This is a genomic window from Solibacillus sp. FSL H8-0538, assembly GCF_038003525.1.
Lineage (GTDB): Bacteria > Bacillota > Bacilli > Bacillales_A > Planococcaceae > JBBOPI01.
Genome location: NZ_JBBOPI010000001.1, coordinates 1,882,512 through 1,905,667 on the forward strand (window position 1 = coordinate 1,882,512; position 23,156 = coordinate 1,905,667).

A 23,156-nucleotide genomic window follows, 5' to 3' on the forward strand; every position below is an offset into this window, starting at 1 on the left:
AAAGAACAAATGTTCCCTAAACATAAAATCGCATTTAAACGCATCGAAATTCCGTTTTGCATACCTACACCCATCTCACTTCGTCTAAGAGCGTTTTATTAAACGTGAAAAATAAGGAAAAAAACTTCCATTTTTTTAAAGTTCAAATAAAAAAAGCCACTCCTCTAATAAGAAGTGACTAGTTAATTAAGAAATAAGTTTTAATCCGATAACCGAAACAATGATGAGGAAGATAAAGAATATCCGCTTCCAGTCCTTTGACTCTTTGTAAATGAGCATGCCAATAATCGCTCCACCTGATGCGCCAATGCCTGTCCAAATTGCATAGGCCGTTCCCATCGGTAAAGTTTTCATCGCCACTGTTAATAATGCGAAACTCGCGGTGAAAAATACAATAAGCAGGACAACTGGCTTCCAGCTTCGTTTCGCGTACATTTCATTCATCATGACAACGCCTAACATTTCACAAAGCCCTGCAGCAATTAATGCAATCCACGCCATTCTAGTCCTCCTCACTTTCTGTTGAATTTGATATGAGCTTCAGCCCTAATACACCACTTAGTAAGACTATAATAAGTGCGACTTTTACGATATCAAACGGTTCGCGGAAGAACACCATTTCCGTAATGACCGTGCCAGCTGTACCAAGCCCTACAAATACCGCATAAACCGTTCCCACAGGTAACCTACCACTAGCATAAATCATACCGCAGAAGCTAATAATGATGCCAATGACCGTTGAACCCCATGTTAAAACTGAGTCTGCATGCTTTAACCCAATTACCCAACCTACTTCAAATACTGCTGCTATGACTACTATAAGCCAAATACGATTCATTTTATTTCCTCCTTCACAACAAATAAAAGCCTAAGAGACCCTGTATGAACAGTTATCTCCCAGGCTTTTATCCTTCCGTGTTACATGCACGTAGCATGCGTTTTCTCTCGGTCCAGGCTAGCAGAAGCTACGGAACCCTAGAAAACTTCAACTATTTAATTTCTTTCTACTGTATCACAAAGTGCTATCAAAATATAGTTACACTGCTTCAACCAATAAAGTTCGAGTAAATATAAACAATAATTATGGCAATTAACAAGAACTTAAGGAACTTGCGTAATAGTTTGAATACAAATGTCACGATAAGTAATACAAGCAAAAACATTAATAAAATTTCCATGAGCCTCTCCTATCTTAAAATAGAAATTTGTGCTCCGTTACGTGTAATTGTCCAGTTCGATGATTGCACATATCGAATCGTTTCTATAATAGTCCATATTAAAGGCTGCCGTATTGCGGGCTTTTTATAGTGTGGCTACTTCATCATATGTATACGGATGCGCTTTTAACGTTTCAATAATATACGCTTCCATAAGTGTAATTGTCATAAATTTAATCCTCCCTTTATTCATATAAATACCCTAGTATTCATTGGATCCAAAGGAACTAACTTCTTCCATGCATGCGATCTTGGCGCTCTTTTAAGACGCCTTTTCGTGCGTAGCCTAATCGTTTGTACAACTCGAAATCTTCGTCAGATTCAGCGACATTTTCACGGTCAATTAAAGTATAACGCACATTTGTACATGTTACTTTAACGCCGAGCTGCTCTGAAATATATTTAAATACACGTTCAATCGTTTTTACAGATATCGGCTCACCTTGTTTGTTACCAACACCTAGCCACATAAAATCTGTAAATTCGGCTGCTGGTAGAAAAGCCATTGTTTCTTTCTTATATTGATGTAGTAAATCCTTTAACATAGATGGCAGGGGTAGTAAGCGGTGCGAACGTGATGATTTAATACGAATTTGCGTATGCTCAATATGTTTCCATTTCATTCGCACGACCTCTGCTGGCTTTAACCCTAATTGGCTTACTGTTTGCACAATTGCAGAATTACGCAGCGCGATCCATCGTATTTCTTCTTCTTGTGCATGTTCATATATCCGATTCCAAACTTGGAGCGCTTCTTTTAACTGCTGCTCGGTTAGTAATTGTAGCTGACTTTTATCGGTTTTTACTGGCAGTAATAATGTTTCTGGGATACTTACATGATGACCACGAAGTTGAAGAAATTGAAGAAAACTGCGCAATGAAGCAATTTTTCGGTTGACACTCGTTTTAGCATTAAACGTCGCCATTAAATGTGCTCGGTATGCAGTTACAGTCTCTACGGGTGTTTGGAATAGATCGTAGGTTTGCTGTTCTGTATATTTAACAAATTGCTGGCAGTCAATTGTGTATTGCTTAATTGTATGTGAGGATTTATTAATATTCATTAAATGAACGCGGAAATGCTCTACTAATTCAGCAAAATCGGTCATAGGACACTCTCCTTATAGCTATACGTGACAGACACTGCTACGATTATTATTTTCGTGCGAGTGCTGTTTGAATTAGCATAACATAAGTGTCGGATAATGCGCAATTGAATACTCTAACATAAATTGGAGAATACTCGATTTATTGTATTTGAGCATCTATACAGTAAGGGATTTTATCTTAATTAGGGACGCGAAACTAGTATTCTGGCATAACTAACGACTAGCCGCGCAAAATCGTTGTTATTCTTGTTTTTTCTGTACGCCGACTCTTTTTACTTGAATATTCACATAATAGTGTGACACTTAGTTATAGTAGGATATAATGAGCGAAATACAGATTTAGGGGGAATTTTGACGATGCAAGTGCGTACGACGAGGCTCGAAGCCGAGGAAGCGAAAATTATTTATCAGGAAACAGCAGGACTTGCGATCATTACAATCCACCGCCCGCAATTGAAAAATGCGTTAACCGCAAATATGTGGGATCAGCTCGCAAAGATTGCGCTCCAAACACTTGAAAATCCGAAAAACAAAGTGCTACTGCTACGAGGGTCTGGAGAGAACTTTACTGCAGGCTCGGATATTAAGGAATTTAATTCTATTTCATTAGATAAAGCGGAGGAAGCGTTTCTCCATATGGAAAAAACGATTTCGACGATTGAAAATTTACCCATTCCAACAATTGGAATCATTAATGGTCCTGCGATGGGGGCTGGATTAGAGCTTGCGCTAGCTTGTGATATCCGCATTGGGTCAGAAAAAACGAAAATGGGCATTCCTGTTGGAAAATTAGGGATTACATTAAATAACAAGTTTGCAAAGCGCCTAGTTGATTTAGTCGGCCCTTCTGCGACAAAGGATTTCGTTTTCACTGGTCGGATGTACAAAGCGGAGGAAGCATATAAAGCAGGGATGCTCAATTATTTAGTTGCTGAGAAAGATTTAAATAAATTTGCAATCCGTATAGGAAAATTAGTTGCTGGGATGTCTCCAGATTCGTTGCTCGCCGTCAAACGTTCTGTGAAAGAGTGCGTGAACTCAACTCCAGAATCATGGACAGGTTCAACGCCGTTCGTCTCACAAACGGACTTTACTGAAGGGGTACGCGCATTTGTTGAAAAGCGTCAGCCACAGTTTACACGTAATACAAAATAAGTTAACAAAAATCGCCTGTGGAGCTTACAGGCGATTTTTCTTTTCAGTACCTTTGACCGTTATATTGATCGTGTCAGGCTCAATATTAAAATGCAGGAAGAACTGCTGTGATATTTGGGCTTGTAAACCTTTCAATTGTGTTCCCACATCATAGTTTACTGGAGCTGCAATATGTAGTGTTAAGCTAATACGCGGTAATGTCACCATTGTAAATTGCAGATTATCAAGCTTAGTCACATAGGGATGTTGCTCCACTGTATAGGTAATGACATCCACATATACAGAGCGCACAATATTAATCGTTTCTTGATGGAAATCAGGACGAACAATAGTTGTTTCACCAAGTTTTTCCCGATTATTCGAGAAAATATCCACGCCCTTTTGAATGAGCCGGTTAAAAAAGTTCTGCTCTACCTGTCTATGAGGTATTGGCATGAGATGCTTGCCTTGTGTTTCTCGGATAAAGCGCGCCATTTGAATTTCACGGTTCGTACGCACATCGTTTATATAATGGAAATGATCTATATCTCCAAGTTCTAAACGTTTCGCGATTTTCTTCGTCATTTTATCGGATGTGCCAATAATAAGTAATGCAGCCACATTAGCCTCCGCTAGCGCTTTTTTGACATCCTCCTTATGCCAGTCCTCCTGAAAGATCGCCCGACGCACTGCTGTTACTGTATTTTTCTCAAATTTCGCCGACGTTCCCCCTCGCTTCTCACCACCCACAATAAGCAGTCCGTCATCGATAATCGCGTCAATATTATACGTATGAGCAAACTGCAAGGCACTCGTACTTTTGCCTGTTCCACTTGGACCACTTAATGAATAGATCAACATAAAATTCCTCCCTCAGTGCTATTAAGTGTAATACATTGAAAGTGTTTTGACGAATAGCTACACCTGCGATTATTCTACACTGCCGCCACCTTTCGCTATATTTTATGAATAAATTCTTTTTTCTGAATATCCATTCCTCCTCTTGCTTTATTATGATAGAATGATGCTTACATTTGAAAGTAATTAAGGAGTGTTACAGTTGATTATTGAACCATCGAAGAAAATGTCGCTTTTTGCGCCAGCTATTTTTAGCGACTTAAAGAACTTCGCAAAACTACAGCAGCAAAAAGGCATGGAGCTAATTGATTTAAGCTTAGGAAGCCCAGACATTCCCCCTGCTGAACGTTTACGTCAACGTATGTCAGAGTTGACGAGTCTCTCTTCTTCTTACGGCTATACGTTAACAGGAATACAAAAATTTAACGACTCAGTTTGTCGCTATTATAAACGAGTAAATGGTGTTGATTTAATTCCAGAAACAGAGGTTGTCCAAACGATTGGCTCACAGGAAGGTCTTGTTCACTTACCTGTTGCCTTTTGTGACCCAGGGGACATTGTGTTAACAACAAATCCAGCTTATGTTGCGTATGATGCCGGCATCCATCTAGCAGGTGCAACACCGTACTACATGCCGCTCACGAAGGAAAACGGCTATTTGCCAGATTTAAATGCTGTGCCTGAGGACATTGCACAAAAGGCCAAGCTGCTTATTTTAAACTTACCAGGCAATCCGGTACCAGCAATGCCATCACTTGAATACTTTACTGAAGTTGTTGCATTTGCAAATAAATACAACATCATTGTGTTACATGATGCGGCATATTCTGAGTTTTACTTTACAGGCGATGCACCGATTAGCTTTCTCGCAACACCCGGAGCAAAAGAAGTGGGCCTTGAAATTAACTCATTATCAAAAAGCTTTAGCTTAGCAGGCACTCGAATTGCGTACATAGTCGGCAATGCTGAAATGGTATCAATTATTAAACAACTAAAATCAAACTTAGACTTTGGCATTTTCGAGCCAATTCAACAAGTAGCCGCACTTGCATTAGATCACGCAGAGGAAGTAACAGCCGAGTTACGTCTAACATTCTCTGAGCGTCATAAAACATTAATGGACGGTTTAACTAAAATCGGTTGGGAAGTTGCACCAAGTAACGGTGGCATGTTCGTGTGGGCAAAATACCCATATGACCTAGATAGTGTCACATTCGCCTATAAAGCGATTGAAGAAACAGGGGTTATTATGGTGCCAGGTACCGTTTTCGGCTCTGCAGGTGAAGGCTACGTGCGTTTAGCGCTTGTACAAAGTGTAGACAAGCTACAACAAGCCGTAGAAAAATTAAAAACAATTCAATAAAGAAAAAGTCGACAAAATTAATTTTGAGAACTTTAATTCAGATAACATACCGAAGATTCTTTACACTTATAAATCGGATGCAGCATTCCAGTAAGTTACTCACTGAGTGGCTTTTCATTATTTTGGCATGTACTATCCAATTATTTAATAATCTATAAAATGAATGTGAAATTAAATACCAGTTTATGGAGGATAAATATGAAAATAACGCATATAGATCATTTAGTTCTGACTGTTCAAAATATAGATAAAACATGTATTTTCTATTCACAAGTCTTAGGAATGGGTATCGTTACGTTTGGTGAAGGTAGAAAAGCGCTTAGTTTTGGGCAACAAAAAATAAACTTACATGAGGTTGGCAAAGAATTTGAACCAAAGGCAGATAAAGCTACTTCAGGCAGTGCTGATCTATGTTTAATTACTGACTTTTCTTTATCTGATGTGATAAACCATTTTAATAAGTTAGGCGTTCCAATTGAAGATGGGCCAATACAAAGAACAGGCGCAGTGGGTCCGATCACATCTGTCTATATTCGTGATCCAGATGGGAATCTAATCGAAGTTTCAAATTATTAAGTTCTAACAATAAAAGATGACCAGCTCGGCTAGATTAGCCTTGCTGGTCTCTGTCGTTTATTTAGCAGTTCGTCGTTGTTAAATCGTAATATACAACCCTACCAAACGATCCGTTGTCATTACGCCATTCTGTAAGCCCTTCAAATGCGATTCCTGAATGATACCATCCTTAACAGCTTGTTCGATGAAGTTTTCTTGTTTCTGTGCGCAGAGCTGATGATGTAGATCTTTAAATTCCTCTGTTTCTTGGAAACCAGCCTGTTCTTCGTGTTCAGTGGATTTGATAGTGATGGAATACGTTTTGCTTTTGTCGCCTTCCTTATAACAGCACTCTTTCAGTGGACACATTTTACACTTTTCGATGTCAAAATAAAACGTCAGCGATTGATTAGTATTTTGGTCTTTCTTCCTTGTACGCGCTTTTCTTATCTACTGAAAAGGATGTTTCTTAAAGAGGAAAAGAAAGTTTTTTTCCTAATAAGCAGATACTAGTTGATTGGAGTGGAAGGCGGCGACTCCAGCCGGAATAGCATGAGGTGAAGACCCCGCAGGAGCGATTTAGGAACAAAGGCTAAGAACGCCACGTCCTGTGGCAACGCCTTCGTGACCAACATCGTGTTGGCCCGAGGAGGCTGAGGCCATGCCGGCGGAACGCGTCCGCCTGGAACGCAAATCAACGGCTCCCCAATTTTAAAAAGCGAGTAATTGAACGATTTATCGTTCAATTACTCGCTTTGAAATACCTTTGAGGACTTTTTCAGTGCCCTCGCATAAGGAGGTTGCTTTTTTTATCTATTATTCATTTCGTTTCTCATATACATTAGATGGATCTGTTTGGAAAAGATTATAACGCTCTTTAAATAAACGATAGCCGTGTGTAACTAATACTTTTAGTAGTGCATAGCCTGGAATCCCTAATACAACACCTGCTACGCCAAATAATGAACCTGCTATAAGGAGAACAAAGATAATCGTAATTGGATGGATATGTAATGATTTACCCATAATTTGAGGCGAAATAAACTTCCCTTCGATTAACTGCACAACGGTCCAGACAATTGCTAACTTCAGCAGCATAAACGGTGACGTAACAACCGCAATTACAGCAGCGGGTGTAATCGCAATAACTGGTCCTAAATACGGCACAACACTTGTAATCATCGCCAGGAAACCTAGTAGTAGGGCATAATCTAGCCCAATAATTAAAAAGCCGATTGTCATCATAACACCAATACAAAATGATACTAAAATTTGCCCTTGAATATATGAGCTAATTTGTTTATCCATATCATGTAACACTTCGCCAACGCCTTTGCGCATACGCGGTGGGAATAGACGTAAAATGAATTTCGGCATCTTTTCGCCTTCATACAATAAGTAGAATAAAATGAACGGTACAATAACAAGGGATAATACAATGCCTGTTAATGCTGAAACGAAGCCTGTAATACCGGTAGCTACACCTGATGCAATATTCGACATTGTATCCTTTACCGTCGTTACTAAATCTTCAGTAAATTTTGTTAGCATTTCATCGTAGTTAAAATTAATTGTCTCAAAATATTCATTAAAGCGTGAGTTGTTGACGAAGGACACAAAATTTTCGACGACTGCCATAAAATAAATTGGAAACTCTTGTACTAAATTCGTAAACTGATCTCGCAGGAACGGATACACGAGTAATACCAGCATCGTTATAATCCCAATTAGTCCTAAATAAATAAGAAGAATTGCCCAAATACGTGGAACCTTCCATTTTATGAGTAGACGTAGGGCTGGTCTTAGCAAGTAAAACAAAATTACGCCGAGCACCCCTGGTAAAATAATGACCTCAAACATTACATGAAGTGGTTCAAATATAAACGAAATTTTATCGAATATAAATATGACACAGCCAATTAGTAGTGTAACTAGCAGTAAAAATAATAAATTCTTGCCGCCAAGAAAGCGGATGAACCGTGTCGAAAAGAGATTCGAATTTTCTTGTAGTAATCGTTTCCCATCATTTGTCTCTATCTCTTTATCCAAAAAAATCACCTCAACAAATTGCCAAATTTTCTACTATTTCTATTTTAACATGTAAAAACGGTCCGTAAACGGATTGTTACTCCTCTAATTGTAAAAAATCATGTAGAAGCTGTTTATTTTGCTCCACATCTAGCTCAATTACGGATCCCGCGTGACGGTAACTATTAAATGTATATGTGCCTTCAGTAGGAATAGACATTTTATCAATTGTGACAGCTCCACCTGCAACAACTGACAATACTGTTTTTAGCTCCTGAGCACTCGTTAAGTCGCTCGTCACATAGCCTTGCGCTGCGCCAACAAATTTGGGTAGATTTTTTACATTACCCGGTGCTAGTAGCTCATTTTTCAATGCTTCAACTACCTTTTGTTGACGTGCTACACGACCAAAATCCCCTTCTGCATCCGCTCGGAAACGTGCATAGCCTAGTAATTCTTGACCATTTAACTTATGCACACCTTGTTTTAGCTCAACATAAATATTTTCAGACATATCTTTTTCAACTTCTATTTCAATGCCATTTGGTGCTAAAATATCGATTAATGATTCAAAGCTTTTAAAATCAATAAGTGCATAATGATGAATGGGTATATCAAACATATTATTTAATGTCTCTTTTAAGAGCTGTACCCCGCCTAAATAATAGGCAGTATTCAATTTATATGACTGGTAACCTGGGATTTCGGCATAAATATCACGCATAAATGACACCAGCTTCATGTCATTTGTATCGCGGTTCCAAGACAATAGCATCATCGTATCTGAACGTGATTTTTCCTCACCACGGCTATCCACACCTAAAATTAAATAGTTCTCGATTTTGTTTACATTTTCATCTGCTGTAAAATCTTCTTTCGGTAGCTTTGTTTCACTCGCATGCTGCAGGCCGCTACGATACTGCGTAACTCCATATGCGGCTACCGCTACAATGAGTATGAGTAGTACTACTGAGATGAAACGGCGCTTACGTAACCGTTTTTTCTTATACCTTGTAGGGCGTATTTCTTCTTCCATAATCAAAACTCCTTTTTAATTCGTGCTAATTAGACGTCATCTATACTTTATTAGTTCCATCACATTTGCCTTATTATACTACTAAGTCCTTTTATACGTAGCATTTCGTACCAAAATCAAGCCTAATTTCTCATTTGTGCACATAGAAAGGAAGTGATACAATACTACATATTTTATGTAGGAGTGATTTTATGGAAAAAGCAACATTTGCAGGCGGTTGTTTTTGGTGTATGGTAAAACCGTTTGCAGAGTGGGATGGCATCGAGAAAGTTACGTCCGGTTATATGGGCGGTCATGTGGAAAACCCTACATATGAAGACGTAAAACACGGTGACTCTGGACACTTGGAAGTTGTTGAAATCCAGTTTGACCCAAAACGGTTCTCTTATATGCGTCTACTTGAAATTTATTGGATACAAATTGACCCGACAGATGACGGTGGTCAATTCCACGACCGCGGAGAATCATATAAAACCGTTATTTTCACACATAATGAGCAGCAACGTTTTGCTGCAGAGCGTTCAAAATCGGATTTAGCAGCAAGTGGACGTTTTAAAAAACCGATTGTCACTAAGATTTGTCCAGCAGAAAAGTTTTGGGCTGCTGAAGACTATCATCAAGATTACTACAAAAAAGAAGAGTCACATTACAAGGAAGACCGTGCCATCAGTGGCCGTGATGAGTTTATTAACGCGCACTGGGAGAAATAGCAAAAATCCTGTGAAATCGATTAGTCGATCTCACAGGATTTTTTTATAGTTAAGGAAATTATAAAATTCCGCCATGTGGATAACATTTAAATAAGTAAATGCTACGTCTAGGCTAAAGCGCCAGCCCCTCGAGGTCGCTTCGGGCTCGCAAGCAGCTGTCGGGGCTAAGCAGGCACTTTAGCTCTTTTGTTTGTTAAATGTGCATATTGCCTCAATAAAGGCTGCTCCGTATTTTTCAAGCTTGCTTTCACCGACACCGCTTACATTTAAAAACTCCATGTCATTCATTGGACGCTTTTCGCACATATCACGAAGCGTTTTATCAGAGAACACAACAAATGGTGGTACGCCTTCACGTTCTGAAATTTCTTTACGAATTTTGCGTAGCGCCTCGAATAGTGGATCATTTTCTTCAACAACGGCTTTCACAGGACGAGCGGCTTTTCGGTATACCTTTTCCTTTCCGAGCAGTATCGCCTTCCCTTCGTCCGAAATGAAAATCGTGGGGAACTGGCCGTTACTAACAAGGATTAGTCGCTCCGCAATTAAAAACTCAATGAAATTAGCAATCTCTTTTGCATTCATAGGCTTTAAGATGCCGTATGTAGGTAACTTTTGAAAGCCGAACTCCAGTATCTTCTTGCTTCTTGAGCCAGCAAGAACTTGCGCGGTCATTTGCTTACCAAATTTTTGCCCCATCCGTACGACGCAAGATAATACTTTTTGGGCATCCTCTGTTACGTCCTGTTTCGGGCGCTCATCAACACAGTTCGCACATCGCCCACAAGTAGCAGCATTTTCCTCGCCAAAATATTTAACAATAAAGCGTTGTAAACACTGCTCAGTATGGCAATAATCAATCATCTTGTGAAGTTTTGTTAGCTCAAAAGGAATACGCGACCGGTCCTGTGCCTGATCGATTAAAAAGCGCTGTGTTTGCTCATCCGATGAAGAATACAGCAACACACATTCACTCGGTAAGCCGTCACGCCCTGCACGTCCTGCTTCCTGATAATAACTCTCCATATTGCGCGGCATTTGGTAATGCAAAACAAAACGCACATTGGTTTTATTAATGCCCATCCCAAATGCATTCGTTGCGACCATTACTTGCACCTCGTCATTTAAAAAGCGGTTTTGCTCATACGTTCGATCTTCCTCAAATAGCCCTGCATGATATTTTGCCACGGCAACACCGGCTTTACGCAACATCTCATAGACCGCTTCCACCGATTTTCGTGTCGCCGCGTAAATAATACCAGCCTCATTTGGACTATTTTTCACGTAGTTTTTCACGAACGTATCTTTACTCTCACCTGCCATGACAGAAAACTTCAAATTTTCGCGTGCAAAGCCTGTAATAAAGGTGTTATCCGCTTCGATTTTAAGCGTCTCGCAAATATCCGCACATACATCCTCTGTCGCAGTTGCAGTCAGTGCAATAACAGTCGGCTTCTGCTCCCATAGCCCTAGCATTTTATGAATTGCCCGGTAGCTCGGACGGAAATCATGTCCCCACTGCGAAATACAGTGCGCCTCGTCAATCGCAATGAGTGGCACACGAATTTGCGCAAGCTCCATACAGAAATGATCATTTTCTAAACGCTCTGGTGCAATATATAGCAATTTTATGCGTCCACTGCGCACGCCGTACATAACATCTTGCACCTCATCAAACTTGAGCGAGCTATTAATAAATGCCGCGTGTACCCCACTTGTTACGAGCATATCTACTTGATCCTTCATTAAGGAAATGAGTGGTGAAATAACGATTGTTGTGCCTTCTAAACATAGCGCTGGCACTTGATAACAAAGGGATTTCCCGCCACCTGTAGGCATTACTACTAATGTGTCTTGTCCGTTTAAAACATTTTCAATGACTTCTGACTGACCAGGGCGGAAAGAATCATAGCCGAAGTACGTTTTTAATTGTTGTTGTGCTTGTCCGATCATATTGTCCTCACTTTTAATATAGTTAACTTCCATTATACATGATTTGTGAGTGGAACGAGTTGTAGGTTTTAGTTTACATAATATAGTTATTAATGTTGTCGAAATATTCAAATTCCCTTATTAATATTTTAGTTTACATAATAAAATTATAATTGATTGAAATAGTTATCGATGCAAGCTGCTTTCTCAATGCCTCTGCACTATCTTCAAATCCGCGGTGAAACTATTCAATAAGGGGTCTCGTCATAAAAATACGGATTTACAACAGTAAGTAAAAAATTTACCAAAACATCTGTTTGGTAGCGTTTTACTTATTAAGATAATTAAGCATTGACATTATTATACATAAAATGTAAATTTATTTTTACGTAAAGTAAAGTTAACTTTACTTTCAGGTAGGTGAAACAATGGAAAATAATATTAAGGACTTACGTGCAAGGTATGATTTTTCTCAAGATGTACTGGCTAAAAAGTTAGGCGTCTCTAGGCAAACCATTATATCTTTGGAAAAAGGACGTTATAATCCTTCAATCACACTAGCATTTAAATTAGCTCGTCTATTTAATTGTCATATTGAAGATATTTTTATTTATGAGGAGGACAATCAATGAAAAATAAAAGAGCAATCTTTTTATTTTTAGGTTTCACTATGCTAGTAAATGCACTTTTAGTTAATGGCGCTTATATTTTTTCAGGCAAGTTTCCAGAATCATTAATGGCAGTTGCTTTAACGATTATGGCGTTCTGTTTAGCCTATTTAACACCCCACTTTGCTACAAAAGATGAGCGAGCACAAAAAATTCGAGAACGCGCCATATATATTAGTTATTTTTGGGGTATTGGTTTTGCAGTTATTTTAATGATGATCTTCAACCCTATCACAAGTATAAATCTTGCTGCCTTTCACGTATTATCACTATTCATGGCCTTATATACTTCTACTGTCTTTTTAAACATGGTTTATTATGCAAAAAAATATTAAACATATTGTTAAATCGGTTCCAAACGATGGTTAGGGAAGGTTTTATTTTAACTAACGCGGCAGGTAAATTAAAACGAGATGGAGAGATTAAATATGAGAGGAATATCTTTTGAAATTCCCAACACTTATGGGAAATACTTATTTGAAATACTAGAAGGCATTAATATAAAAGAATTTACTTGGAAAATTGGTAATGGAGAATCATATTTTATCGATAATAATCAACTAGGTAATTCATTATTTCCAACTTCCTGCATATTCGATGGTAAAAAACTTTATAAGGAAATTTCAAAAGAAGATTATTATCTTATATTTGTTGATTTAAAAGGGTTTACCAAAAAGGAAGATATAAGAAAAGTTGCAACATATCAAGAGTTTATTGAAAGTGAGTGTCAGTTTGTATTACTAATAGTCGATTCCTCATATGTAACCATTTACTCAAAAGATCAGGTCACTCTCAATCATATTTTCTTTAAAGCAGTAAGTGTCGGTTACGAAAACATAGAGTATATTACAGATGAAAATGATACAAGAACAACGTTGATAGCTTTTTAAAATTTTCCCAAACGCCGCTTTGGGAATGTTAAACTTTAATTACACGAGGGGGCGAAAAAATGGATTATACTAAAATCTATAATGAGGAACTGATTGCCTTAGTAAAAGAGAAAATAAAGTCAGTCGGTGAAATTAAAGCGGTGAAGTTTTTGAGAGAGCAAACAGGTATGTCCTTAATACAGGCAAAAAAATTTGTAGATTTTTGTAAAGAATAGACATAAAAATTAGAGTCAATAAATTAACCTGTGTTTTATTGCAACAATGATTTATAAAGCATACAAAAGTTACCCCAAAAACGTTCCCAAATGAAAGTTTGGTAGTACACAAAAAAGCTCGAAATACTGTTATATCAGCGTTTCGAGCTTTTTCTTGTTTGCGGTTGTTATGCATCTTTTTATACAACTACGATTGAAGCCCTTGTAGGATAAGGAATCTGCTATTTCTAGTGAAAAATGCACTAACGCACATTCTGCATAAAATATTGCATAAGGAGCTATTTTTCTTAACGTTTTAAATTCGCGTTTTTCTGTCGGACCCCAATAAGCAAACTAACAATGGCATTCGTTTAGGTATGAAGCGAAATAACTCAGATCTACGGCTTCTTCTAAAACTGTACTTGGATCATTTTGCAAAATAACTTAATTTGCTCATGCAGCGTATTTTAGTAAGTTAATGGCCGCTTCTTAATAAATATTGGGAGGGGTGTGACAAGAGTGATTGTCACGCCTCTTTTTAGCGAATGTGAAAGTGTACTTTTCAAATGTAATTTTAAAACAAACTAATGAGTAAATAAACAGCTGTTCCCCATATAAATACAGCTGATAATTTATTAAATAACACAAACACAGCCGCGCCGATTTGCATTTTCTTTAGAAGTGCCCCTGCAATCGTAAGTCCGAAAAACCAGAGCCAAGACACGACGATACACGTCAGCATGAACAATACTTGCTGTTGCCCGCTATATTTTAAAGCGCTTGTCCCAATGACACCAATTGTATCAAGCAAGGCATGTGGATTCAGCAAAGAAACGGACAGCGCAAACACAATTTGTTTCCTAATTGGCAATGCTTCTTTCCCTTCTAAGCTCGCAGCACCAGAGCTCCAAATGACCTTCCCCATATAAAGTAAAAAGATAATCCCGCCAACAAGTAAGATGAGACGGATCCACTCAAACTGTAAAACGATAACGGATAGGCCAAGAATCGCTAAAACAATTAAAATTGTATCGCAAATGGCGGCCGTAATTGCAGCAGGTAACGCCCTTAACAAGCTCGGTTGCGACACACCTTGTGTAAAGACAAACACGTTTTGAACGCCTAAAGGTAAAATAAGGCCAAATGCTAAAATAATACCGTGAAAAATTGGTTGCATGTAATTAACTTCCCTTCTAATGAAAATTGTCTCATACGTTGGGTTGTTCGACTAGATGGAAAATTGGATAAGATTGTATAACTTTCCTATCCACATAAGGAAAAACACAACTCGCCCTTTTTTGGATGAGTTGTGTTTTTTTACATGATTTGTCTCAATCGGCAAGATTAAGATACAACTTATTTGAAGTTAAGCGACAATGGCACATATTTGTTTATAAGTTGTATATTCAATTCGGCTATTTTAGATTTTCAACAAAATAAAAACATAGATTTTAATTCATCCTATTAAATCACAAGGTTGAATTACAATTTCTTGGGTTGCAAAACTTTGGATAATAAAATGTTAAAAGTGCTACAATAATGATCGCTAACCAACCGGAGTTTTTTCAAATTAAACCTTCTTTTTCGCAATCCAATAATGTGTAATGGCTAGCATGATGATCACAAATAGAAGTGTCATGACCAGACTCATCAACCACCCTGGTCCTGGACTCCCTGTAACTAGCATTGTTGTAGCGCGTAAACTACTACTAGCCGGAGTGAAATTCTCCAGAAAAGGATGTAAACTTGCTGTGAAACGACATAGTAAAAGAACGATAATACTGAGCAATGCAATAAACGCTTGACTGTTAAAAATTGTACTTAACATCGTCACGAACGTAATGATAAACAGTAACCATATACAATAAAGTGCAAACGCCAAAATAACATGCGCAATCGGGATTGCAGAAAATAAATATGCCGTGTATCCATATGACACCAAATACCCAATCGCCATACAAGCAGCTGCCAATGCATAATGCGTGACAATTTTACTTCCTAAGTAGGCGATAATCGATACCGGTCTCGTCAAAATAAATGCCAGCATTCCACTCGCCTTTTCAGCTTGTATCACGCCCATCACTGCAACGACAAGTATGATAATGCCTAACTGGTCAAATTGTGAGTTCAGTGTCGATGCAAGCACCTCACGCCCATCTAGTTTGGTCATCGCTGGATCAATAGTGATACCGTCTACACCACCAAGCGTTGTTAAAATGAGCGGTAAATAGTACATCATGATGGGTTGAGTAAGTCCTAATAGAATAAATACAATGGGAAGCCAGATAATTTTGAAATCGCGGATCATTTGTGCAAATTCTTTTTTACATAAAACAGCAAAGGTATTCATACGTCCACCACCAATGACAAGAATATTTCCTCAAGGGTTTCTTTTCTTCCAATCTCAAACTTACTAAAGCTAATATTTTGGTCAAGTCCGTATTGCAATAATCGCTGTGCATCAACTTCTAACGCCTGCACGACTATTTTAAAAACATCCCCATCTTGTTCAACTTCTTTCACATAGGGTAACTTCTCAACCTTTTTTATCCACGGGAAATGTTCTTTTGGAATCGTAAAATAAATAGCAAATTGCTGATTCTGATTAAGCAGTTGAAGTTTCGTAGCATCTTCAATTTTTCTACCTTCTTTAATAACAACAAAACGCTCACATATTTCCTCCGCATCCGCTAAAATATGTGTCGATAACAAAATGGTCGTTTCTTTTTTGATGTCATTTAGCAGGTTTAACACTTCTCTTCGTCCAATAGGATCTAACGCTGAAACAGGTTCATCCATTACAATTAGTGCTGGTTTATGAAGTAGAGCTTGTGCAATGCCTAAGCGCTGTTTCATACCTCCTGAAAATGTGCCCACTTTGCTATGAACGTCTTTAGCTAACCCTACTTTTTCAAGAATACTTGGAATATCCCTTTGTAATTCGTCTTTACCAATACCTGATAGAGTACCCATAAACAGTAATGTTTCATATGCGGTCATCCAAGGAAAGAAATTTGGGTACTGGGGCAAGTAACCGATGTTCTGTTTCATCGCAGCAATCTTTTTCCCATTAAGTAAAATCTGGCCATCATCTGCAACAAGGATATCTGCAATCATTTGGATAAGTGTAGATTTCCCAGCACCATTTGGCCCGATTAGCCCGACACATTCATTCGTCTCAATTACCATTGAAAAATGATCTACAGCTGTTTTATGTTTAAATTTTTTTGTAATATTATCGATTACTAATCGCATGTTCGTGTACTTCCTTTCTGCCAATAGCAAAGTATAAAATAGGCCCGATTGTATTAAATAAAAGAATAACAATTGTCCACATGAGCACGTTTTCCCTTGTCTTTCGATGACGATATAAATCAATTAACGCAATCATAATCAATAAAAATGCTATTAGAAAAAAAGGAATAAGGATGGGTAAAATACTTCCCCAATCAATTTGCGTTAGTTCCTCAAAACCATAGTGTAATTGCATAAAAATCACCACCTTATTGTTATCATTATCAATAATGATAACAATAACAACTGGCAATTGCACCACCATTTTTTCGCTGTACAAATCGGGAAATTTATAATATATTTTTTGATAACGTTCTCATTTTTGAAAATAAAGATCAGAACTTGCTGATTTAACTACATTAAAATCGTTTGGAGGAACAATACATGCGGAGTAAAGCGGAAGTGTTAATGCATCCCGTAAGAATGAAAATTTTACAAGTGCTCATGCAAAATAAGGATATTGGCCTAAGTACATTACAAATGAGTACAATCATTCAAGATGTCCCACAAGCAACTCTCTATCGCCATATTCAAATTTTATTGGATGAAAATATTATTAAAATCATTAAAGAACGGAAAGTACGCTCAGTTACTGAAAAATTTTATGCTTTAAATGAGGATGCAGCGCGGCTTAACGAAGAGGATTTGAAGCGTCTATCAAAGGAAAAAAAGTTAAACTATATTTCCAACTACCAATTAGTTTTACTCTCACAATATCAAAATTATTTAGCTACACTTGAGAAAATGGAATCAGCTGAAGATACCTCAACATTTTCGCTAATAGAATTAACGTTATCAGGCGAGCAGTTTCAACAGTTTCAACAAGAGTTAAACGATTTAATGCTGAAATATTATAAAATGGACAGTTCAAATGAAAATGCCGAAACGAAAACGATAGCCGTAAACATTATTCCTAAGCCACAATGAATTAGTAATTTCAAGAATATACAGGAGAGCTCGGCAAAAAACGAGTAAAACTCATACAAAGTGTTTTACTCGCTTCTACTTTCTCTTATGAAAGACCCACTATTCTTTAATGACTAACCCCATTAACCCCGCCAGGTTAATCGCTTGATTTACTGACACTTCACAGCCGCGCAGCTTTTCCATCGTCACCTGAATTTCCCCGAACTCGGACGTACTAATATCGATACCTTTTAAAGATGTTTCCTCAAAATTAATGCCATCAATATTACACGAAAGGTACACCGTTTTAACGAGCGTACAGTTATAAAAGTCCGCATTTTTTAACATGGATTTTTCAAAAACAACCTTATTTAAACTGGCATCCCCAAATGTACTTAAATTAAGGACGGAATTTTCAAATGACACGTTGCTTAATCGACCTTCAGTAAAATTAGCACCTAGCAGCTTGCAGTCTTTAAAGTGCACTCTGTGGATGTTGGCCTGGCTGAAGTCCACATTCGAAAAGTCACACTTCTCAAACACGACATCCGTTAATTGTATACGCGGAAAAGCGGTATGCTGGAAAGTCGAATTCGTCACAATCATACTAGATAGGTCCACTCGTTCTATCGTTTCATAGTCAAAAGTAGCATTTGATACGTGGCAATGACTAAGTTCAGGATCCTCTTCCAAATAAATATCTTGAAAACTCGCACTCACTAACTCCTTAGGTAATTTCGGTTGTTCTATTTTCATTTATTACACCTCCTCAATCTTTATATAACACTCGTATGTAGAGGTTACCACAACTTCGCCAATCTCCATACACAACAAAAAGCAGCTGCCGAAACGATTTCATTTCTGCAGCTGCTTCTGTTATCATCCAATTCATTGCAAAGAGTGATAAAGTACTTTTCTAGTATATCATCACCTTCCCCAAAAAGCGAACATTAGTTCTAAATATTTTTCTCATTTAAATTCTTAAATGTTAGGGTCGCAAGAAAAAAGCTATTCGAATGAGTAAATTCGTTTAGTTTCCATTAGCTATACTAAATACTGCACACAATACCAGTGTTGCGTTAAGAATTCTCCACTTGGACAATACCATGCAGTGCCAACACATGTTTCACCTCATCCTAAGCTGAAGCTGTAATAGTAAACGCTTCGTAAAAGCACTTGCTCTATACAGTGCTTTTTCATCAATTCCGGTATGGATACCCATACGGTGGAATAGCTCGACCACCTTTTCTGTTGCTACATTGCCAGTAGCGCCTAGTGAATACGGACAGCCTCCGAGACCAGCTATTGAACTATCAAACTTTGTAACTCCTGCTTGCAACGCGGCAATAATATTTGCTAACGCTAATCCGTTCGTATCATGGAAATGCGCAACAAATGTCGTATCCGAAAATTGCTCCTTTAGCTTGGCAAAACGCTCATAGACGATTTTTGGATGCGCTTGTCCATTCGTATCACCAATAGAAATTTCATCTGCCCCATACTCCACAAAATGACGGACTACTCGTTCCACATTTGCATAAGGAATATCCCCTTCATATGGGCAACTAAAGCACATAGATACATAGGCGCGAATAAACATTCCCTGCTCTTTTGCTCGTTCAAACATTTGCGTACATTCTGTTAAAGATTCCTCAATCGACCGGCGGATATTATGTTGATTAAATGTTTCAGATGCCCCGACGAATACAGCAATTTGTGGTACCTTTTGTTCAATAGCAAGTTCTAATGCCTTACTGTTCGGTGTTAATGCTAAATACTTTATACCGCGCTGATTACTATACGTCGACATTTCGCGTGCATCAGCCATTTGCGGAACCGCTTGTGGATGAACGAAGGAAGCCGTTTCAATTCGTTGGACACCTGTATTGGCGAGTAGATCGACTAACATTTGCTTCATATTCGTCGGTACAAACACCTTCTCATTTTGTAATCCGTCACGCGGGCCAACTTCAATAATTTCAACCTCTTTTGGGAAATACATAGCCTCACCTCCAATAAGATTTAGGTTTTCAATAAATAAATCTGTTGCAGCGTGATTCAACTTGCCGGGTGAAATATTTCCGAAAGACAACTATGCGCCTCCAGACTTTAATAAGTGGATCCCTTTACTAAACCACAGCCGTTAATTCCATCGCGATGCTAGCCCCTTTGCCGCTCGTTATAGACCGCACTTGATTAATATGAATATAAAGCGTCGGATAATCTGTTATAATAATCACTTCATGTGCCACGAATTTTTTAGCTTGCTCGAGTCTTGATGTCACACTGTTTATAACAATCACCTTTTTACCAAATGATTTAGCCACTGCAGCTGCGTTTAACGCAAGCCCACCAGCCCGTTGAATGACGATGGTACCGCCGTATTTTAGGCAGGCTTGTTCACTTCCAAAATATACTGGGGACAACGCACAATTTGCGCTTATTGCAACCTTATTTAGTACTTTATAAAAATATTGATCCGGATGAATATTTTAATGCGTTATAAAGGAACCGTGGAAATGTGGATACTCATGCGCCTCCTAACTAGAATATTCTATTTTTATATTATTATATCTAAAATTTACCATATGCGAAAATTCCGCTCAACATTCCCTCCTACTCCTTTTTTGGCAAGAACAAAAGCGCTAAAGTGCCTGTTTAGCCCCGACAGCTGCTCGCGAGCCCGAAGCGAAAGTAAAGCTCCACCACTTTCGCCAGAGGGCAGACCGCGACCTCGAGGGGCTGGCGCTTTAGCCTAGACGTTGCATTTACTTTTTTAAAGTTATCCACATGGCGAAATTTTTAATTTCCTTAACAATAAAAAAAACCCGACAAAATGTCAGGTTTACTCATAAACTGCAGAAATTAATTTCCATTCATTATTCATTTTTATAACTTTGTATACCGCACGAATGTCCTTTTCTTCCACGTTATTTTGTAGTGTCGTTTTGCATTCCACGCTGTATAAATTATCACTAACATTTATTGACTGCACAGAAAGCTCTCCTAGTTTGTAGGACTCGGTAATTTCTTGAAGTTGCGCAAGTAAATCATCCGAAGCAATATAGGATGAAATCTCCACATCATCTCCACTTTGTAAAAAGTCATTAAAAGTCTTTTGATAACGGTCTACAAACGCCATAAGTGCATCTGGGTTATAGTCAAATGTCGATTTCTCATAGGTTTCTATTTTGTTTAGTAATTCGGTTCCAATTACAGAATAGCTTGATAGCTGCTCATTTTTTGCATAACGCTCTTGCCATTTGAGCGGTTTTTCTTGTGCTTCGGCTAACAAGCTTTTTATCGCAGAAGGTTGCACTAGCGTTCGAGCTTCTTTTCCGTTCTGATGGTTTATTGTTGTTAGTGAAGCAAGCTCCGCGTCAGCAGTCAGTTCAATTGCCCCAATGTCATTTACTACTTCGTTTAAACCGTCCTGCTTAGCTAATGTAAATGGTTCAATCGTTGCCGAATTTTTAAATGTTAATATGGCAATATTTTGCGATTCATCAATTGCAACGACCTGTGCTTTTAAAATTTGACCAGCAGATGTTTCGACTAAAGCATTTGGATGCTCTGAAACGGCGCTAGCAATCGTCACAAGCCATTTTTTCCGTTCATCCACCTCAATAACAAAGCCATTTGTAACAGACGTCAAACCATATACGATGACTGCTGGTGTCACTTTCTCCTTTTGCACAACCTGTTCTGTCGTTTCCGGAAAGTTCGAGCGTACCGAAAAATTTTCTTCATTGCTGCAAGCTGTCAACAACATGGCGACAAGGACTATCAATACAACTTTATTATTCATATTACTATTCACCCCATTTAGAAAGACATATATTGCCCTAAAATAGGCCGATATGATGTCCTCTCTCAAGCGGATATGCTCAAATTTCTACTTTCCTATCCACTAAAAAAAGCAATCCTCATGACGAGGACTGCTCCTATTATACACGACGTTTTTGTTGTTGCATGACGAAAATTGATATAAACATCAGAATAAATAACCCAACAAAAATTACTTTCGTATAGGCATGTGTGCCAGTTGCATCAAACACAACACCGATAACAAGCGGCAGAATAGCGCTCATCATGAATCCGCCTGACAATACCATGGAACTCCATTCATTTGCCTCACGATTATTGCGTGCCTCATCAAGTGGTAACATTAAGCCAATTGGGAATAACCCACTTAATGCGGCACCTAAAATCATTGCGCCCAACCAAATTGACCAGCTTGTATCAATAAATAATACTAGTGCGCCAACCAGCCCTAATGTAATTAATCCAAATAGCCAACTAATACGGTTTGGATATTTGCCAACTAACATTGGAATCGCAATATTCCCCATCAATTGGACAATCGACATCGTTGTTAATACTGAACCAGCTGTTAATAACGTCATCCCCTGCTCCATTGCCATCGACGATAACCACGTCGTTAAGCTGAAGAATAATGATGTTTGTAAGCCAAAGTAAATTAAAATAAGCCAAGCTGATTTAGTTTTCCATGGATTACGCGCTTCATCTTCCACAACATGTTCAGCTGTTATTGGTTCTTTCTTGGCTGCAGCAATTGTCCACACAATAATCGCTACAATTGCTAAAACACCCCAAATACTTAGTGCAATCGGCCAGTTGTTATCGAAGATTTTATAAAATACGCCCGTAAGTCCTGCACTAATTGTAGCACCAGCCCCCATAGCAAACGAATAAAGTCCGATTACTGGAGCCATTTTGTCACCAAATTTTTCTTTAATAAATGCATTAATCATCGGGCTAATAATAGCAATCGAAAAACCAGCAATAAAGCTTGTCATAATTAATCCCATATAACTATCAAACAGGATACGAGCAAAAGTCGCACTCGCGATACATAAAACTAAGCCATTAATTGCGGCGCGGTAGCCAAATTTTTTTTGGAATGGTACCGCTAGTGGCGCAAAAAGCCCCATACAAAACACCGGAATCGATGTTAATAAACTCATTTTGGTACTTGATACGCCCAGATCCTCACCAATCGTACTAAGTAGTGGTCCGATTGACGTTACGGCTGGTCGTAAATTTAAGGAAACTAAAAAGATTGCAATGAACACAATCCATAATTTCCAACTTTTCATCTGTTGCATAGTTGCTCCTCGCTTTTCACTAATTCATTATGATAGTTAAACATAATTTCAGACTTCTGACTACAATATTGTTCCCTGAATAAATTGCTATAATTCAACAATTTAGATGTGTGATGGACTTGCTTGAAGATAC

General features: G+C 38.2%; 25 protein-coding genes, 1 pseudogene and 1 riboswitch. Of the genes and pseudogenes, 9 read left to right on the forward strand and 17 right to left on the reverse strand.

All coding sequences use genetic code 11. From position 1 onward, the window contains the following. Nucleotides 1-186: 186 nt before the first annotated feature. From MHH87_RS08825 to MHH87_RS08835, 3 genes are all read right to left on the reverse strand, one after another. A complete protein-coding gene (locus tag MHH87_RS08825) occupies nt 187-501 on the reverse strand; it encodes a DMT family transporter (protein ID WP_340748944.1) in 315 nt (104 codons plus the stop codon). Nucleotide 502: 1 nt separating this feature from the next. Continuing rightward, complete coding sequence (locus tag MHH87_RS08830; RefSeq protein ID WP_340748945.1) at nt 503-838, reverse strand: DMT family transporter; 336 nt, start codon at nt 836-838, stop codon at nt 503-505. A gap of 54 nt (nt 839-892) precedes the next feature. After that, nucleotides 893-990, reverse strand: a riboswitch (guanidine-I (ykkC/yxkD leader). A gap of 454 nt (nt 991-1,444) precedes the next feature. Next, nucleotides 1,445-2,326, reverse strand: a complete 882-nt coding sequence (locus MHH87_RS08835; protein WP_340748946.1) for a tyrosine-type recombinase/integrase — start codon at nt 2,324-2,326, stop codon at nt 1,445-1,447. A gap of 357 nt (nt 2,327-2,683) precedes the next feature. Between MHH87_RS08835 and MHH87_RS08840 the strand changes: the two genes are divergently transcribed. Continuing rightward, nucleotides 2,684-3,481 carry an enoyl-CoA hydratase/isomerase family protein gene (locus MHH87_RS08840; RefSeq protein WP_340748947.1) on the forward strand — a complete coding sequence of 266 codons (798 nt, stop codon included), beginning with the start codon at nt 2,684-2,686 and terminating at the stop codon, nt 3,479-3,481. 24 nt (nt 3,482-3,505) lie between these two features. On the opposite strand, the gene MHH87_RS08845 is transcribed toward MHH87_RS08840, so the two are convergent. Next, nucleotides 3,506-4,321, reverse strand: a complete 816-nt coding sequence (locus MHH87_RS08845) for a hypothetical protein (protein ID WP_340748948.1) — start codon at nt 4,319-4,321, stop codon at nt 3,506-3,508. Between the two features lie 199 nt (nt 4,322-4,520). On the opposite strand from MHH87_RS08845, the gene MHH87_RS08850 reads away from it, so the two are divergent. Together MHH87_RS08850 and MHH87_RS08855 are read left to right on the forward strand one after the other, a co-directional pair. Continuing rightward, complete coding sequence (locus MHH87_RS08850) at nt 4,521-5,681, forward strand: aminotransferase class I/II-fold pyridoxal phosphate-dependent enzyme (RefSeq protein WP_340748949.1); 1,161 nt, start codon at nt 4,521-4,523, stop codon at nt 5,679-5,681. A 198-nt stretch (nt 5,682-5,879) separates the two neighbouring features. After that, complete coding sequence (locus MHH87_RS08855; protein WP_340748950.1) at nt 5,880-6,257, forward strand: VOC family protein; 378 nt, start codon at nt 5,880-5,882, stop codon at nt 6,255-6,257. Between the two features lie 225 nt (nt 6,258-6,482). Here the strand turns inward: MHH87_RS08855 and MHH87_RS08860 are convergent. The 3 genes and pseudogenes from MHH87_RS08860 to MHH87_RS08870 form a co-directional block, all read right to left on the reverse strand. Further along, nucleotides 6,483-6,686, reverse strand: a pseudogene (locus tag MHH87_RS08860) (IS5/IS1182 family transposase); the annotation flags it as partial. A 366-nt stretch (nt 6,687-7,052) separates the two neighbouring features. Then, nucleotides 7,053-8,285, reverse strand: a complete 1,233-nt coding sequence (locus tag MHH87_RS08865; protein ID WP_340748951.1) for an AI-2E family transporter — start codon at nt 8,283-8,285, stop codon at nt 7,053-7,055. A gap of 76 nt (nt 8,286-8,361) precedes the next feature. Then, nucleotides 8,362-9,300, reverse strand: coding sequence for an LCP family protein (locus tag MHH87_RS08870; RefSeq protein ID WP_340748952.1), 939 nt, complete (start codon nt 9,298-9,300; stop codon nt 8,362-8,364). Between the two features lie 191 nt (nt 9,301-9,491). On the opposite strand from MHH87_RS08870, the gene msrA reads away from it, so the two are divergent. Further along, nucleotides 9,492-10,010 carry a peptide-methionine (S)-S-oxide reductase MsrA gene (gene msrA, locus MHH87_RS08875; protein ID WP_340748953.1) on the forward strand — a complete coding sequence of 173 codons (519 nt, stop codon included), beginning with the start codon at nt 9,492-9,494 and terminating at the stop codon, nt 10,008-10,010. 177 nt (nt 10,011-10,187) lie between these two features. Here the strand turns inward: msrA and recQ are convergent, their stop codons facing one another. After that, on the reverse strand, nt 10,188-11,963 hold the full coding sequence (gene recQ, locus MHH87_RS08880; protein WP_340748954.1) for a DNA helicase RecQ: 1,776 nt from the start codon (nt 11,961-11,963) through the stop codon (nt 10,188-10,190). Between the two features lie 407 nt (nt 11,964-12,370). Between recQ and MHH87_RS08885 the strand changes: the two genes are divergently transcribed. From MHH87_RS08885 to MHH87_RS08900, 4 genes are all read left to right on the forward strand, one after another. Then, a complete protein-coding gene (locus MHH87_RS08885) occupies nt 12,371-12,574 on the forward strand; it encodes a helix-turn-helix transcriptional regulator (RefSeq protein ID WP_340748955.1) in 204 nt (67 codons plus the stop codon). After that, complete coding sequence (locus MHH87_RS08890) at nt 12,571-12,945, forward strand: hypothetical protein (protein WP_340748956.1); 375 nt, start codon at nt 12,571-12,573, stop codon at nt 12,943-12,945. Before MHH87_RS08885 ends, MHH87_RS08890 begins: the two co-directional genes overlap by 4 nt. 93 nt (nt 12,946-13,038) lie before the next feature. Beyond that, entirely contained in the window at nt 13,039-13,500 is a 462-nt protein-coding gene (locus MHH87_RS08895; RefSeq protein WP_340748957.1) for a DUF2691 family protein, read from the forward strand. A 59-nt stretch (nt 13,501-13,559) separates the two neighbouring features. Further along, nucleotides 13,560-13,715: a hypothetical protein gene (locus MHH87_RS08900; protein WP_169786300.1), complete on the forward strand. Its 156-nt coding sequence runs from the start codon at nt 13,560-13,562 to the stop codon at nt 13,713-13,715. Between the two features lie 553 nt (nt 13,716-14,268). Here the strand turns inward: MHH87_RS08900 and MHH87_RS08905 are convergent. The 4 genes from MHH87_RS08905 to MHH87_RS08920 form a co-directional block, all read right to left on the reverse strand. Next, nucleotides 14,269-14,871: a LysE/ArgO family amino acid transporter gene (locus MHH87_RS08905; RefSeq protein WP_340748958.1), complete on the reverse strand. Its 603-nt coding sequence runs from the start codon at nt 14,869-14,871 to the stop codon at nt 14,269-14,271. 393 nt (nt 14,872-15,264) lie between these two features. Further along, a complete protein-coding gene (locus MHH87_RS08910; protein ID WP_340748959.1) occupies nt 15,265-16,044 on the reverse strand; it encodes an ABC transporter permease in 780 nt (259 codons plus the stop codon). Then, nucleotides 16,041-16,949 carry an ABC transporter ATP-binding protein gene (locus tag MHH87_RS08915; RefSeq protein ID WP_340748960.1) on the reverse strand — a complete coding sequence of 303 codons (909 nt, stop codon included), beginning with the start codon at nt 16,947-16,949 and terminating at the stop codon, nt 16,041-16,043. Before MHH87_RS08915 ends, MHH87_RS08910 begins: the two co-directional genes overlap by 4 nt. Further along, on the reverse strand, nt 16,930-17,184 hold the full coding sequence (locus MHH87_RS08920) for a PLD nuclease N-terminal domain-containing protein (protein WP_340748961.1): 255 nt from the start codon (nt 17,182-17,184) through the stop codon (nt 16,930-16,932). The genes MHH87_RS08915 and MHH87_RS08920 overlap by 20 nt, the downstream gene beginning before the upstream one ends. Before the next feature lie 188 nt (nt 17,185-17,372). On the opposite strand from MHH87_RS08920, the gene MHH87_RS08925 reads away from it, so the two are divergent. Further along, nucleotides 17,373-17,915 (forward strand): helix-turn-helix domain-containing protein, encoded by a 543-nt coding sequence (locus MHH87_RS08925; RefSeq protein WP_340748962.1) that lies wholly within the window; start codon nt 17,373-17,375, stop codon nt 17,913-17,915. Between the two features lie 99 nt (nt 17,916-18,014). On the opposite strand, the gene MHH87_RS08930 is transcribed toward MHH87_RS08925, so the two are convergent. The 5 genes from MHH87_RS08930 to MHH87_RS08950 form a co-directional block, all read right to left on the reverse strand. Beyond that, entirely contained in the window at nt 18,015-18,650 is a 636-nt protein-coding gene (locus MHH87_RS08930) for a pentapeptide repeat-containing protein (RefSeq protein WP_340748963.1), read from the reverse strand. A gap of 370 nt (nt 18,651-19,020) precedes the next feature. Next, nucleotides 19,021-19,986 (reverse strand): hydroxymethylglutaryl-CoA lyase, encoded by a 966-nt coding sequence (locus tag MHH87_RS08935; protein ID WP_340748964.1) that lies wholly within the window; start codon nt 19,984-19,986, stop codon nt 19,021-19,023. Between the two features lie 37 nt (nt 19,987-20,023). After that, nucleotides 20,024-20,320: a hypothetical protein gene (locus MHH87_RS08940; protein WP_340748965.1), complete on the reverse strand. Its 297-nt coding sequence runs from the start codon at nt 20,318-20,320 to the stop codon at nt 20,024-20,026. Between the two features lie 419 nt (nt 20,321-20,739). Further along, nucleotides 20,740-21,702 (reverse strand): hypothetical protein, encoded by a 963-nt coding sequence (locus MHH87_RS08945; RefSeq protein WP_340748966.1) that lies wholly within the window; start codon nt 21,700-21,702, stop codon nt 20,740-20,742. Between the two features lie 139 nt (nt 21,703-21,841). Then, nucleotides 21,842-23,023, reverse strand: a complete 1,182-nt coding sequence (locus tag MHH87_RS08950) for an MFS transporter (protein WP_340748967.1) — start codon at nt 23,021-23,023, stop codon at nt 21,842-21,844. Nucleotides 23,024-23,156 lie beyond the last annotated feature (133 nt).

Bases quoted from the DNA above. Each gene is read 5' to 3' on its own strand.
- MHH87_RS08825 (WP_340748944.1), bottom strand. From the start codon at position 501: ATGGCGTGGATTGCATTAATTGCTGCAGGGCTTTGTGAAATGTTAGGC.
- MHH87_RS08830 (WP_340748945.1), bottom strand. From the start codon at position 838: ATGAATCGTATTTGGCTTATAGTAGTCATAGCAGCAGTATTTGAAGTA.
- MHH87_RS08835 (WP_340748946.1), bottom strand. From the start codon at position 2,326: ATGACCGATTTTGCTGAATTAGTAGAGCATTTCCGCGTTCATTTAATG.
- MHH87_RS08840 (WP_340748947.1), top strand. From the start codon at position 2,684: ATGCAAGTGCGTACGACGAGGCTCGAAGCCGAGGAAGCGAAAATTATT.
- MHH87_RS08845 (WP_340748948.1), bottom strand. From the start codon at position 4,321: ATGTTGATCTATTCATTAAGTGGTCCAAGTGGAACAGGCAAAAGTACG.
- MHH87_RS08855 (WP_340748950.1), top strand. From the start codon at position 5,880: ATGAAAATAACGCATATAGATCATTTAGTTCTGACTGTTCAAAATATA.
- MHH87_RS08870 (WP_340748952.1), bottom strand. From the start codon at position 9,300: ATGGAAGAAGAAATACGCCCTACAAGGTATAAGAAAAAACGGTTACGT.
- msrA (WP_340748953.1), top strand. From the start codon at position 9,492: ATGGAAAAAGCAACATTTGCAGGCGGTTGTTTTTGGTGTATGGTAAAA.
- recQ (WP_340748954.1), bottom strand. From the start codon at position 11,963: ATGATCGGACAAGCACAACAACAATTAAAAACGTACTTCGGCTATGAT.
- MHH87_RS08885 (WP_340748955.1), top strand. From the start codon at position 12,371: ATGGAAAATAATATTAAGGACTTACGTGCAAGGTATGATTTTTCTCAA.
- MHH87_RS08890 (WP_340748956.1), top strand. From the start codon at position 12,571: ATGAAAAATAAAAGAGCAATCTTTTTATTTTTAGGTTTCACTATGCTA.
- MHH87_RS08895 (WP_340748957.1), top strand. From the start codon at position 13,039: ATGAGAGGAATATCTTTTGAAATTCCCAACACTTATGGGAAATACTTA.
- MHH87_RS08900 (WP_169786300.1), top strand. From the start codon at position 13,560: ATGGATTATACTAAAATCTATAATGAGGAACTGATTGCCTTAGTAAAA.
- MHH87_RS08905 (WP_340748958.1), bottom strand. From the start codon at position 14,871: ATGCAACCAATTTTTCACGGTATTATTTTAGCATTTGGCCTTATTTTA.
- MHH87_RS08910 (WP_340748959.1), bottom strand. From the start codon at position 16,044: ATGAATACCTTTGCTGTTTTATGTAAAAAAGAATTTGCACAAATGATC.
- MHH87_RS08915 (WP_340748960.1), bottom strand. From the start codon at position 16,949: ATGCGATTAGTAATCGATAATATTACAAAAAAATTTAAACATAAAACA.
- MHH87_RS08920 (WP_340748961.1), bottom strand. From the start codon at position 17,184: ATGCAATTACACTATGGTTTTGAGGAACTAACGCAAATTGATTGGGGA.
- MHH87_RS08925 (WP_340748962.1), top strand. From the start codon at position 17,373: ATGCGGAGTAAAGCGGAAGTGTTAATGCATCCCGTAAGAATGAAAATT.
- MHH87_RS08930 (WP_340748963.1), bottom strand. From the start codon at position 18,650: ATGAAAATAGAACAACCGAAATTACCTAAGGAGTTAGTGAGTGCGAGT.
- MHH87_RS08945 (WP_340748966.1), bottom strand. From the start codon at position 21,702: ATGAATAATAAAGTTGTATTGATAGTCCTTGTCGCCATGTTGTTGACA.
- MHH87_RS08950 (WP_340748967.1), bottom strand. From the start codon at position 23,023: ATGCAACAGATGAAAAGTTGGAAATTATGGATTGTGTTCATTGCAATC.